Below are 12,680 nucleotides of genomic sequence, written 5' to 3'. Positions count from 1 at the left end.
TCGATGACGCACGTCAGGACAGTCCTGTCACTGTATGCAAGCGCGCGGACATCTGGCGAAGTTCCCGTCCCCGGATCGGGGCGTCCGCGGCGCGCGGTCGACGGCCTCAGCAGCCGCCACCCGACCTCATCGGACGGGTCGCGGTCCGCGTTGTCAGTGGCGCGGTCCACAATGGTCCGCGTCAGAACTGGAGATTGCCCCGTACAGGACGTGAAGGAGCCGCAGCAGCGATGGCCCGCCGCAGCACGAAGACCCCACCGCCGGACGACGACTTCGAGGAGAGGATCCTCGACATCGACGTCGTCGACGAGATGCAGGGCTCCTTCCTCGAGTACGCCTACTCGGTCATCTACTCCCGCGCCCTGCCCGACGCCCGCGACGGCATGAAGCCGGTGCAGCGCCGCATCGTGTACCAGATGAACGAGATGGGCCTGCGCCCCGACCGCGGCTATGTGAAGTGCGCGCGCGTGGTCGGCGAGGTCATGGGTAAGTTGCACCCGCACGGCGACGCGTCGATCTACGACGCCATGGTCCGCATGGCCCAGCCCTTCTCGATGCGCGTCCCGCTGGTCGACGGCCACGGCAACTTCGGCTCGCTCGGGAACGACGACCCGCCCGCCGCCATGCGGTACACCGAGGCGCGGATGGCGAACGCGACGTCCCTGATGACGGAGTCGATCGACGAGGACACGGTCGACTTCACGCCCAATTACGACGGCCAGGAGAAGGAGCCGGTCGCGCTCCCGGCGGCGTACCCGAACCTCCTGGTGAACGGCGCGTCGGGCATCGCCGTCGGCATGGCCACCAACATGGCGCCGCACAACCTCGGCGAGGTCATCGCCGCCGCCCGCCACTTGATCAAGCACCCGGGCGCCGACCTCGAGACGCTGATGAAGCACATCCCGGGCCCCGACCTGCCCACCGGCGGCAAGATCGTCGGCCTGAGCGGCATCAAGGACGCGTACGCCACCGGCCGCGGCAGCTTCAAGATCCGCGCGAAGGTGACCATCGAGAACGTGACGGCGCGCCGCAAGGGCCTCGTCGTCACCGAACTCCCCTTCACCGTCGGCCCCGAGAAGGTCATCTCCAAGATCAAGGACCTGGTCGGGAACAAGAAGCTCCAGGGCATCGCGGACGTCAAGGACCTCACCGACCGCGCCCACGGCCTGCGCCTGGTCATCGAGGTCAAGAACGGCTTCGTCCCGGAGGCCGTCCTGGAGCAGCTCTACAAGCTGACGCCGATGGAGGAGTCCTTCGGTATCAACAACGTGGCGCTTGTGGACGGCCAGCCCCTCACGCTCGGCCTCAAGGAGCTCCTGGAGGTCTACCTCGACCACCGCTTCAATGTCGTACGCCGCCGCAGCGAGTTCCGCCGCGGCAAGAAGCGCGACCGGCTGCACCTCGTAGAGGGCCTGCTCACCGCGCTGATCGACATCGACGAGGTGATCCGCCTCATCCGCTCCAGCGAGAACTCCGCACAGGCCAAGGAGCGCCTGATGGAGCGCTTCTCACTGAGCGAGACGCAGACGCAGTACATCCTGGACACCCCGCTGCGCCGTCTGACCAAGTACGACCGCCTGGACCTCGAGGCGGAGCAGGACCGCCTGAACAGCGAGATCGAGGAGCTCACCAAGGTCCTGGAGTCCGACGCCGAGCTGCGCAAGCTGGTCTCCGGCGAACTCGCCGCGGTGGCCAAGAAGTTCGGCACCGAGCGGCGCACCGAGCTGGTGGAGTCCGCGGGCGCCCCGGTGACCGCGGTGCCCCTGGAGGTCGCCGACGACCCGTGCCGGGTGCTGCTGTCGTCGACGGGACTTCTCGCGCGTACGGCCACGGGCGAGGTCTCCTTCGACGCGGACGCCAAGCGCACCAAGCACGACGTGATCGTCTCCGCGGTCCCCGCGACCCAGCGCGGCGAGGTGGGCGCGGTGACCTCGACGGGCCGCCTGCTGCGGCTCAACGTGATCGATCTGCCCCAGCTCCCGGAGACGGCCGCGAACCTCGCGGGCGGGGCGCCGGTTTCGGAGTTCCTGCCCCTGGAGGCGGACGAGAAGCTGGTCTGCCTGATGACGCTCGACGAGTCCTCACCGGGGCTCGCGCTCGGCACCGAGCAGGGCGTGGTCAAGCGCGTGGTGCCCGACTACCCGGCCAACCGGGAGGAGTTGGAGGTCATCACCCTCAAGGAGGGCGACCGGATCGTGGGCGCGGCCGAGCTGCGCACCGGCGAGGAGGACCTGGTCTTCATCACGGACGACGCCCAGCTCCTTCGCTACCAGGCCTCGCAGGTGCGCCCGCAGGGCCGTCCGGCGGGCGGCATGGCGGGCGTCAAGCTCACCACGGGCGCCAAGGTGATCTCGTTCACGACGGTGGATCCGGCGGTGGACGCAATGGTGTTCACGGTGGCCGGTTCGCGCGGCACGCTCGACGACTCGGTACAGACCACCGCCAAGATCACCCCGTTCGACCAGTACCCGCGCAAGGGCCGGGCCACCGGCGGCGTGCGCTGCCAGCGGTTCCTGAAGGGCGAGGACTGCCTCGCGTTCGCCTGGGCGGGCCCGACCCCGGCGAGGGCGGCGCAGAAGAACGGCTCGCCCGCCCAGCTCCCCGAGACCGACCCCCGCCGCGACGGCTCGGGCGTCTCCCTGCCGAAGCCGGTGGCGGTGGTGGCGGGGCCGGTGTAGGGGTTCCGCTCAGCGCGGCACACCCCGTAGGGGCGGCGGATCCGGTGGTTACGCCGGGTCCGCCGCCAACTCGTCCGCATCATCGGGGGCGTCCGCATCAGCGGAGGCGTCCGGCCCGTCCGATGGCTCCTGGACGTACCGGAGTACGCCCCACAGGGCCTCGGGTCGTACGTCGCCCTGGGGCACCGTGTCCCGGCAGCCGTCGAGCCGGGCGCGCAGCTTCTCGGCGTCGATGTCCGAGCCGATCAGGACGAGTTGGGTGCCGGGCCCGCCATCTGCCGCGGGCGCGCGCTCCGGGTAGAACCGCAGGAAGCGGCCGACCGCGTGCAGCGTGTAGCGGTTGCGCGGGTCGTACGCCCCGAAGTCCACGAACCCCTTGATGCGGTAGAGCCCCTCGGGCCGCTCGTCGAGGAAGTCGAGCAGACGGCGCGGGTGCAGGGGCGCGTCCGCGGTGAACGAGACACTCTCATAGGCGGCATGCAGATGGCCGTGCCCGTGGTTGGCACAGCCGCCCTGGTGCCCGTCATCCGGAAGGTCCGAGTCCAGGTCCACGTCCACGTCCGTTTCCAAGTCCAGGTCGTCGAAGGAGAGTTGTCCGAAGCGCTCCCCCTTCGGCTTGGCATCGAAGAGCAGCTCCGGGTCGATACGTCCATACGTCGACCCGACAACGGCCGCACCGTCGGCGAGCCCCTGCACCAGGGCGCGGAGCCGCTCCGCGGCCGCCTCGTCGACACGGTCCGTCTTGTTCAGGACCACCAGGTCCGCGAGCGCGAGATGCCGGTCGAGCTCCGGATGCCGCTCCCTGGTGGCGTCGAACTCGGCGGCGTCGACGACCTCCACGAGCCCGCCGTACACGATGCGCGGGTTGTCGCTGCCGAGCAGCATCCGGATCAGCTCCTGCGGCTCGGCGAGCCCGCTCGCCTCGATGACGATCACGTCGAGGCCGACCGAAGGCCGGGTGAGCTTCTCCAGATACGTGTCGAGCTCGCTGCCGTCCACAGCGCAGCACAGACACCCGTTGCCGAGCGACACGGTCGAACCGACCTGCCCCGCGACCGACATGGCGTCGATCTCGATGGCGCCGAAGTCATTGACGACGACGCCGATCCGGTTGCCGCCGCTGTGCCGCAGCAGCTGATTCAGGAGCGTCGTCTTGCCCGAACCCAGAAACCCCGCGAGGACGACGACCGGAATCTGCCGCTTGCTCACACTGCACCCTTCTGGACGGACCGGCGGACTGCCGCGCTTCAGGATAGGCGTGGAGGATCAGCGACGTCCGTCCGGTGGCTCAGGACGAGTGGGTCCACAATCAGCCCGTCCGGCGTTTGAGGACGAGCGCGCCCGCCCGTCTCCCACCACCACCCTCAACCGAGGCGCTACGCGCCACCCCTGGTCTAGCGCGACAAGGGGGGTCTGGGGGCGCAGCCCCCAGAAGCAGCAACCGGGGCTGAAGGTGCCAATACGTGAGACGGGAGACAAAGGCTAGGCTCACCTTCGTGAGTACGTGCGCGACCGCCTCGCGGGACCTGGACGAGCCGCTCGCCGGCACCGCGGCCCCGGCGACGACCTGGCTGCTCCTCGAACAGCCAGGGCCGTGGGGCGCCAAGACGCTCACCGCCAGCCACCTCGACCCGGCCGTGGGCCGCGCCCTGGAGGCCGCCGCCGAGGGCACCGGCGTCCGCGTGGCCCTGATCCGCCGCCCCGGTCGGCACGCCGACGGTCACACCCCGACGCGGCGGCGGGTCTTCGCCGCCCACGTCGACCCCCGCTCCGCGCGGCTGTGGTGCCACGCCGCCGTCACCGAGGACCCCGCGGAGCTGCTCCGGCTCGACTTCGCGGCGCTCGGCGCGGGCGACGCCACCAGCTTCGACACGGTGCTCGGCGCCGTGCCGCACACCGGTGCCCCGCTCGCCCTCGTCTGCACCAACGGCAAGCGCGACCGCTGCTGCGCCCTGCTCGGCCGCCCCCTCGCCACCGATCTGGCCGCCGCCGGAGAGCCGGGCGTCTGGGAGGTCACCCACCTCGGCGGCCACCGCTTCTCGCCCACGCTGCTCGTGCTCCCGTACGGCTACGCGTACGGCAGGGCCGACGCCGCGACCGTCAAGGACGTGCTCGCGGCCGCGGCCGCCGGGCGCATCGGCACCGGCGGCTGCCGCGGCTGCTCCGCCTGGGACCGCCCGGGGCAGGCCGCGGAGCTCGCGGTGCGCCGGGCGACCGGCGAGGACCGTGCGGGCGTGCTCGCGGTCGTACGCAGCCAGGGCGCCGCCCCGCGCTGGGAGGTGACCGTCGACCACACCGACGGCCGCCGCTGGCGGGTCACGGTGGCCCAGGGCGCCTCGCTGCCGCCGCGGCCGGAGAGCTGCGGCTCTGCCCTGGGGTCGCCCGCGCGGATGGACGTCGTGTCCGTGCGGGAGGTTCCGGGCGCGGGGACGGGTCCGGCCGGGCCGGTGGCGGGGGCGGCCGGTGCGGCGCGCAGCGCGTGAGCACCCGCCCGTGACCCAGGCCACACTTTTGCGGACCGGCCCGTCCCGCCCCGTACCGTGATGAGTCATGACTCAAGGCCGGACAGGGGGCACCCGCGCAGCGCACAGCCGCGCCGCGGGCACCCACCGTGCCGCGCTCGGCCCAACCGCCGCGGGCACCCACCGTGCCGCGCTCAGCACGACCGCCGCGACCGGCCCCCTGGGCACGCCCCGTACGACGGACGGCACACCCCTCGCGAACGGCACGCCCCGCACCACCCGCCCCCGGATCTCCGGAGCCACCGGAGCCACCGGATGAGCGCGGCCCGTCGCCTGCGTATCGGCCTCCCCCGGCGCGCCTTCTCGCAGATTCTGCTGATGCAGCTGGCCATCGCCGCCGGTGTGGCCGTCCTCGCCACCGGGCTCTTTCTCGCGCCGCTGAGCGAGCAGATGGACGACCAGGCGATGCGCCGCGCCCTCGCCATCGCGCAGACGACGGCCGCGCAGCCGCAGGTCGTCGAGGACCTGGTGGAAACGCCGCCCACGGCCGACGGTCCGGTGCAGGCCGAGGCGGAGCGGATCCGTAAGGCCACCGGCGCCGAGTACGTAGTGATCATGGATACCCGGGGCGTCCGCTGGTCCCACGCCACCCCCTCCGAGGTCGGCCGGCACGTCTCGACCGACCCCAGCGAGGCGCTCGCCGGGCGCGAGGTGATGCAGATCGACAGCGGCACCCTCGGCCGCTCCGCCCGCGGCAAGGTCCCGCTGCGGGACACCGAGGGCCGCATCGTCGGCGCCGTGTCGGTCGGCATCGAGTACGACAACGTCCGCGACCGTCTCCTTCACGCCATCCCCGGGCTCTTCGCGTACGCGGGCGGTGCCCTGGCCGTCGGGGCGCTCGCCGCCTATCTGATCTCCCGGAGGGTTCAGCGGCAGACCCGTGACCTGGCATTCTCCGATATCTCGGCGCTGCTCGCCGAGCGCGAGGCAATGCTGCACGGCATCCGCGAGGGCGTCGTCGCCCTCGACCGAGGTGGCCGGATCCGGCTGCTCAATGACGAGGCGCAGCGGTTGCTCACGCTCGGCCCGGAGGCGATCGGCAAGTCCGTGGACGAGGCGCTCGGCACCGGCCGTACCACCGAGGTGCTCGCGGGCCGGGTCACCGGCACCGATCTGCTCACCGTGCGCGGCCAACGCGTCCTGGTCGCCAACCGCATGCCGACCGACGACGGCGGCGCCGTCGCCACCCTGCGCGACCGCACCGAACTGGAGCGCCTGGGCCGCGAGCTGGACTCGACCCGCGGCCTGATCGACGCGCTGCGCGCCAAGGACCACGAGCACGCCAACCATCTGCACACCCTGCTCGGGCTGCTCGAGCTGGAGATGTACGACGATGCCGTGGAGTTCGTCGGCGAGACGGTCGGCGCCCACCGCGCCACCGCCGAGCAGATCACCGAGAAGCTGCGGGACCCGTTGCTCGCGGCGCTCCTCGTCGGCAAGGCCACGGTCGCGGCGGAACGCGGCGTCTCGCTGTGCCTCTCCGACGACACCCGCCTGCCTGACCGTCTGATCGACCCGCAGGACCTGGTCACGATCGTCGGCAACCTGGTCGACAATGCCCTGGACGCGGCCATGGGCACCCCGCACGCGCGCGTGGAGGTGGCGTTGCGGGTCGAGGCCGGTGGCCGTGGGGTCGAGCTGCGGGTGCGGGACTCGGGACCCGGAGTGCCGCCGGAACACCGAGAGTTGATCTTCACCGAGGGCTGGTCGACCAAGGAGCCCCCGGCCCACGGCAAGCGCGGCATCGGCCTCGCCCTGGTGCACCGCCTGGCCGAGCGGCAGGGCGGCAGCGCGCGCGTGGACGAAGCGCAGGGCGGCGGCGCCGAGTTCACCGTCGTACTGCCGGAAGCCCTGGCAGCACCCGAGCTCGCCCCGGACGGACCGCCCCTGGACGAGCGCACTCCGCACGAGCGACGCGCTCCGCACGAGGGCACTCCGCACGAGCGCGCTCCGCACCACGACGCCGCCCCCGAGCCGCCGTTCAACACCACCGTGGAGTCCGGATGATCAATGTCCTGGTCGTGGACGACGATGTGCGGGTCGCGGGCGTCAACGCCGCCTACGTCGACAAGGTGGCCGGTTTCCGAGCAGTCGCCCGCGCCCACAGCGCCGCCGAAGCGCTCCGCCTGGTCGAGCAGGGGCCGGTCGACCTCGTCCTGCTCGACCACTACCTGCCGGACGAGACCGGCCTCGCGGTGGTGCGCCGACTGCGCGAGCGCGGCCACCAGACCGACGTGATCATGGTGACGGCGGCGCGGGACGTGGCCACGGTGCAGGCGGCGATGCGGCACGGGGCCCTGCAGTACCTGGTCAAGCCGTTCACCTTCGCGGGCCTGCGCGCCAAGCTGGAGGCGTACGCCCGGCTCCGCCGCACCCTGGACGACGGCGGCGAGGCCGAACAGGCCGAGGTGGACCGGATCTTCGGCGCCCTGTCCGCGACCCCCGCGCCGGAGCTGCCCAAGGGCCACTCCCCGGGCACGGCCGCCCTGGTGCGCCGCGAACTCCTCGCCGCGGAGGGCGCGCTCTCGGCACAGGAGGTCGCCGAGCGCACCGGCGTCAGCCGCCAGACCGCACAGCGCTACCTCAAGCTCCTGGAGCGCTCCGGCCGCGTCCGCCTCACCCTGCGCTACGGCGACACGGGCCGCCCCGAGCACCGCTACGAATGGGCCACCAGCGGCCTGTAGAGGGCCTCTGAGCGCCTCCGAGCGTCTGAGCGCCGTAGGGGGGCCCTCACACCGCCCCGGCACCCGTGAGCGAGCGCACCTCGGTCTCGGCGTGCTTGGCGGCATCCGGCGGCTCCGTCGACAGGGCCGTGCCGAGCCGACCGGCCAGGAAGCCGAGCGGAATGGAGACGAGTCCCGGATTCTCCAGCGGGAAGAGCGCGAAGTCGACACCGGGAAAGATCGCCTCCGGGGTGCCGGAAACCACGGGTGAGAGCACCACAAGGACGACGGCCGAGACGAGACCGCCGTACACCGACCAGATCGCGCCCTGTGTGGTGAAGCGGCGCCAGAACAGCGAGTACAGGAGAACGGGCAGATTGGCCGAGGCGGCGACCGCGAAGGCGAGACCCACCAGGAACGCCACGTTCAGGTCGCGGGCGAGCAGCGCGAGGGCGATGGCCACGGCACCGATGCCGACGGCGGCGACCCGCGCCACGGCCACCTCGCTGCGCTGCTCGGCCCGCTTGCGGCGCAGCGAGGCGTACAGGTCGTGTGCCACGGAGGCCGAGGAGGCGAGCGTGATTCCGGCGACCACGGCCAGGATCGTGGCGAAGGCAACGGCCGCCACGACCGCGAACAGAACCGTTCCGCCGGTGGAGTCCGGGCCGCCTCCCAACGCGAGGGAGAGCAGCGGAATCGCCGTGTTCCCGGCCGAGTTGGAGTCGCGTACCGCATCCGGGCCGACGACCGCGGCGGCACCGAAGCCGAGCACGATCGTCATCAGGTAGAAGCCGCCGATGAGGCTGATGGCCCAGACGACCGAGCGGCGGGCGGCCCGCGCCGTGGGCACGGTGTAGAAGCGGGACAGGATGTGCGGGAGCCCCGCGGTGCCGAGCACCAGGGCGAGCCCGAGGCTGATGAAGTCGAAGCGTGCGGTCCAGTCCTGCCCGTACTTCAGTCCTGGCAGGAGGAACCTTTCGCCGTGGCCGCTGCGGTCGGCGGCGGTACGGAGAACTGCGTCGAGGTTGCCCTGGAAGCGCACCAGGACGAGCACCGTGAGCGCGATGGCGCCGCCCATGAGCAGGACGGCCTTGACGATCTGGATCCAGGTGGTGGCCCGCATGCCGCCCCACGCGACGTACACGACCATCAGGACGCCGACGCCGACCACGGTCCACAGCTGCGCCCGGCCGGTGCCGCCGAGCAGCAGCGCGACCAGGCTGCCCGCGCCCACCATCTGCGCGACCAGGTACAGGACGGACACGGTGACGGAGGAGCTGCCGACCGCGATCCGTACCGGGCGCTCCCGCATCCGGGCGGCGACGACATCGGCGAGGGTGAACCGCCCGCAGTTACGCACCAGTTCGGCCACCAGGAAGAGGACGAACAGCCAGGCCACCAGGAAGCCGACGGCGTAGAGCAGCCCGTCGTAGCCGTAGAGCACGATCAGGCCCGCGATGCCGAGGAACGACGCGGCGGACATGTAGTCACCGGCGATGGCGAAACCGTTCTCCAGTGGCGAGAACAGCCGCCCTCCGGCATAGAACTCCTCGGCGGAGCCGTGCCGGACCCGGCTCGCCCAGCGGGTGATCGCCAGGGTGGCGGCGACGAACGCGCTGAACAGGAGCAGTGCGAGCATCTGGTGGTCGCCGGTCACCGCTCGGTTCCTCGGGTCAACTCCTGGGTGTCCCAGCGCAGTTCGAGGGCGGCCCGGTCGCGGCGCAGACGGGCATGGCGGGCGTACGCCCAGGTGAGCAGGAAGGTGCTGAGGAACTGCCCGAGTCCCGCGAGCATCGCCACATTGACCGAGCCGACCACCGTCCGCCCCATGAACGCGGGGGCCGTGGTCGCGGCGACGACATAGCCGAGGTACCAACTGAAGAAGAGCGCGACCGCGGGAATCACGAACCCTCGGTAGCGGCCGCGCACCTCCTGAAAGGCGGGGCTGCCCTGGACCTCCAGATAGATGTCCGCGGCCCGTTCGGCCTGCTCCTGTGGCGCCCCGCGCGGGTGCGGGACGACGGGGGCGGGTGCGCCGGTGCCGTCGAGCTCGCCCCAGCCGGAGGCCAGCGCGTCGCACCAGGGGTCGGCGAGATCTCCGGGACTGCCGAGCCGACCCACGGCTGGGCAGTCGCGCTCTTCGTGCTTCTCCACCGAACTCTCCTCGTCCCCGGCCCTGTTCGGCCGTGAGCCCAAGGATGGACAGAACGGGAAGATCCCGGACGCTTCAATCCGCCTGCTTCACCACATCGGGTGAGTGACGCCGCAACAGCGCCACTCACCCGAGGCGTTGAACTCTCAGGCGTCGATCCGCGACCGGTCGAGGGTCGCCGCGGAGGTCGTGATGAACTCCTTGCGCGGCGCGACCTCGTTGCCCATCAGCAGGTCGAAGACGCCCTCCGCGGACTCCAGGTCGCTGATGTTGATCCGGCGCAGGGTGCGGTAGCGCGGGTCCATCGTGGTCTCCGCGAGCTGGTCCGCGTCCATTTCGCCGAGGCCCTTGTACCGCTGGATCGAGTCCTTGTAGCGGATGCCCTTGCGCTCGAACTCCAGGAGCGTGGAGCGCAGTTCGTTGTCCGAGTACGTGTACACGTACTTCTCCTGGCCCTTCTTGGGCTGGACCAGTTCGATCCGGTGCAGCGGCGGTACGGCGGCGAAGACCCGGCCCGCCTCCACCATCGGCCGCATATAGCGCTGGAAGAGCGTCAGGAGCAGGATCCGGATGTGGGCTCCGTCGACATCGGCGTCGACGAGCAGGATGATCTTTCCGTACCGCGCGGCGTCGATGTCGAAGGTCCGCCCGGACCCGGCTCCTATGACCTGGATGATGGCGCCGCACTCGGCGTTCTTCAGCATGTCCGAGACGGATGCCTTCTGAACGTTGAGGATCTTGCCGCGGATCGGCAGGAGCGCCTGGAACTCGGAGTTCCGCGCGAGCTTGGCCGTGCCGAGCGCGGAGTCACCCTCGACGATGAACAGCTCGCTGCGGTCCACGTCGTCACTGCGGCAGTCGGCCAGCTTGGCGGGCAGCGAGGACGACTCGAGGGCCGTCTTGCGGCGCTGCGCCTCCTTGTGCTGACGGGCGGCGATCCGGGTGCGGGCGGCGGCGACGGCCTTCTCCATGACCGCGCGGGCCTGCGCCCTGGCGTCCCTCTTGGTGGAGGTCAGGAACGCCTTGAGCTCCTTGGCGACCACCTGGGACACGATCCGGTTGGCCGCCGAGGTGCCGAGCACCTCCTTGGTCTGCCCCTCGAACTGCGGCTCGGCGAGCCGCACGGTCACCACCGCGGTGAGCCCCTCCAGGGCGTCGTCCTTGACGATGTCGTCCTCGGCGACGCGGAGCAGCTTCTGGGAGCGCAGCACCTCGTTGAACGTCTTCGTCACGGAGCGTTCGAAGCCGGTCACATGGGTGCCGCCCTTGGGGGTGGCGATGATGTTGACGAAGGACTTGATCGTGGTGTCGTACCCGGTGCCCCAGCGCAGCGCGATGTCGACGCCGAGCTCGCGGGTGACCTCGGTGGGCGTCATGTGACCGAGCTCGTCGAGGACCGGCACGGTCTCCTTGAAGGTGCCCTGGCCGCTCAGTCGCTGCACGTCGCAGATCGGCTTGTCCTGGGCGAGGTACTCGCAGAACTCGCTGATGCCGCCGTCGAAGCGGAACGTCTCCACGCTCTTGCCCTCGGCCGCCGCACCGTCGGCGTCCTTGGCGGGTCCGCGCTCGTCACGTACGACGATGGTCAGGCCGGGCACCAGGAAGGCGGTCTGGCGGGCCCGCTGGTGCAGCGTCTCCAGGGAGAGCCGGGCGTCCTTGAGGAAGATCTGGCGGTCGGCCCAGTAGCGCACGCGCGTGCCGGTGCGGTCCTTGGGGATGCGCTTGCCCTTGACGAGGCCGCCGCCCGGCTCGAAGGCGGCGTCGGCGCCGGTCTTGGCGAACTTGCCGGGCACCCCGCGCCGGAAGCTGATCGAGTGGGTCTTGCTGCCGCGGTCGACCTCGACGTCGAGGCGGGCCGAGAGCGCGTTCACCACGGACGCGCCCACGCCGTGCAGGCCGCCGGAGGCGGCGTAGGAGCCACCGCCGAACTTGCCGCCGGCGTGCAGCTTGGTCATGACGACCTCGACACCGGACAGGCCGGTCTTGGGCTCGACGTCGACGGGGATGCCGCGGCCGTTGTCCCGGACCTCCACCGAGCCGTCCTCGTGCAGGATCACCTCGATGTGGTCGCAGTAGCCACCGAGGGCCTCGTCGACGGAGTTGTCGATGATCTCCCAGAGGCAGTGCATCAGGCCACGGCTGTCGGTGGACCCGATGTACATGCCAGGGCGCTTGCGGACGGCCTCGAGCCCCTCGAGGACGAGCAGGTGCCGCGCGGTGTAGTTGGAACCGTCCCGGTCTGCTCCGGTCAGCAGCGCTGTGGACGGCACGGACGTCTCGGCGGTCACGCGTTTCGCTCCTCGCTGAATTTCTTATCGGGCCCTGAAAAGAGAGGGTCCACTGTGGGTTGCCGGTGAGAGGGTACCGAGGCCCGGTTGAGCCGTTGTAACGCCACCCTCACCAGATCTCAGCCTAGTCCAGAGACGCACGTACGTTCGATCCCTCGATGGGGTGATGCGGATATCACGTTCCCAACCAGGCATGAACCATTTAGGCTCCGGGCACGTCCTCATGAACAACCGGCCACTCCCGGTCGGAGAGGACGCGACATGACCGACACGACCGACAACCGGACTCCACCAGCAACCCGGCACTGCACGCGAAAACCGTAGAAGACGTAATACGGCACATTCGCCGCCACCCGGCAGCAGACAGCCACTCGGAA

9 protein-coding genes are annotated in these 12,680 nt (G+C 71.0%); 5 read left to right on the top strand and 4 right to left on the bottom strand.

Translation table 11 applies throughout. From position 1 onward, the window contains the following. The first annotated feature begins 230 nt into the window (after window positions 1–230). Window positions 231–2,678, top strand: a complete 2,448-nt coding sequence (locus ACWD10_RS09055; protein WP_451088557.1) for a DNA gyrase/topoisomerase IV subunit A — start codon at window positions 231–233, stop codon at window positions 2,676–2,678. Between the two features lie 48 nt (window positions 2,679–2,726). Here ACWD10_RS09055 and ACWD10_RS09050 read toward each other — a convergent pair whose 3' ends face one another. Continuing rightward, a complete protein-coding gene (locus tag ACWD10_RS09050) occupies window positions 2,727–3,887 on the bottom strand; it encodes a CobW family GTP-binding protein (RefSeq protein ID WP_451088555.1) in 1,161 nt (386 codons plus the stop codon). Window positions 3,888–4,174: 287 nt separating this feature from the next. Here ACWD10_RS09050 and ACWD10_RS09045 point away from each other — a divergent pair, with 287 nt between their 5' ends. The 4 genes from ACWD10_RS09045 (at window position 4,175) to ACWD10_RS09030 (ending at window position 7,884) form a co-directional block, all read left to right on the top strand. Beyond that, window positions 4,175–5,161 (top strand): sucrase ferredoxin, encoded by a 987-nt coding sequence (locus tag ACWD10_RS09045; protein WP_451088553.1) that lies wholly within the window; start codon window positions 4,175–4,177, stop codon window positions 5,159–5,161. 67 nt (window positions 5,162–5,228) lie between these two features. Then, entirely contained in the window at window positions 5,229–5,459 is a 231-nt protein-coding gene (locus tag ACWD10_RS09040; protein ID WP_451088551.1) for a hypothetical protein, read from the top strand. Further along, the gene (locus ACWD10_RS09035) at window positions 5,456–7,207 is read left to right on the top strand and encodes an ATP-binding protein (RefSeq protein ID WP_451088550.1); all 1,752 of its coding nucleotides are present in this window, start codon (window positions 5,456–5,458) and stop codon (window positions 7,205–7,207) included. Before ACWD10_RS09040 ends, ACWD10_RS09035 begins: the two co-directional genes overlap by 4 nt. After that, window positions 7,204–7,884 (top strand): response regulator, encoded by a 681-nt coding sequence (locus ACWD10_RS09030; RefSeq protein WP_451088548.1) that lies wholly within the window; start codon window positions 7,204–7,206, stop codon window positions 7,882–7,884. Before ACWD10_RS09035 ends, ACWD10_RS09030 begins: the two co-directional genes overlap by 4 nt. Window positions 7,885–7,930: 46 nt before the next feature. Here ACWD10_RS09030 and ACWD10_RS09025 read toward each other — a convergent pair whose 3' ends face one another. The 3 genes from ACWD10_RS09025 to ACWD10_RS09015 form a co-directional block, all read right to left on the bottom strand. Further along, complete coding sequence (locus ACWD10_RS09025) at window positions 7,931–9,520, bottom strand: solute symporter family protein (protein ID WP_451088546.1); 1,590 nt, start codon at window positions 9,518–9,520, stop codon at window positions 7,931–7,933. Then, window positions 9,517–10,017, bottom strand: coding sequence for a DUF485 domain-containing protein (locus ACWD10_RS09020; RefSeq protein ID WP_451088544.1), 501 nt, complete (start codon window positions 10,015–10,017; stop codon window positions 9,517–9,519). Before ACWD10_RS09020 ends, ACWD10_RS09025 begins: the two co-directional genes overlap by 4 nt. A gap of 144 nt (window positions 10,018–10,161) precedes the next feature. Then, complete coding sequence (locus tag ACWD10_RS09015) at window positions 10,162–12,303, bottom strand: DNA gyrase/topoisomerase IV subunit B (RefSeq protein ID WP_451088542.1); 2,142 nt, start codon at window positions 12,301–12,303, stop codon at window positions 10,162–10,164. Between the last annotated feature and the right edge of the window lie 377 nt (window positions 12,304–12,680).

This window comes from Streptomyces sp. NPDC002851, assembly GCF_053591935.1.
This window is presented reverse-complemented; position numbering and strand designations above follow the sequence as displayed.

What these genes read in the sequence shown, in the direction of transcription:
- ACWD10_RS09055 (WP_451088557.1), top strand. Translation starts at nt 231, where the DNA reads ATGGCCCGCCGCAGCACGAAGACCCCACCGCCGGACGACGACTTCGAG.
- ACWD10_RS09040 (WP_451088551.1), top strand. Translation starts at nt 5,229, where the DNA reads ATGACTCAAGGCCGGACAGGGGGCACCCGCGCAGCGCACAGCCGCGCC.
- ACWD10_RS09035 (WP_451088550.1), top strand. Translation starts at nt 5,456, where the DNA reads ATGAGCGCGGCCCGTCGCCTGCGTATCGGCCTCCCCCGGCGCGCCTTC.
- ACWD10_RS09030 (WP_451088548.1), top strand. Translation starts at nt 7,204, where the DNA reads ATGATCAATGTCCTGGTCGTGGACGACGATGTGCGGGTCGCGGGCGTC.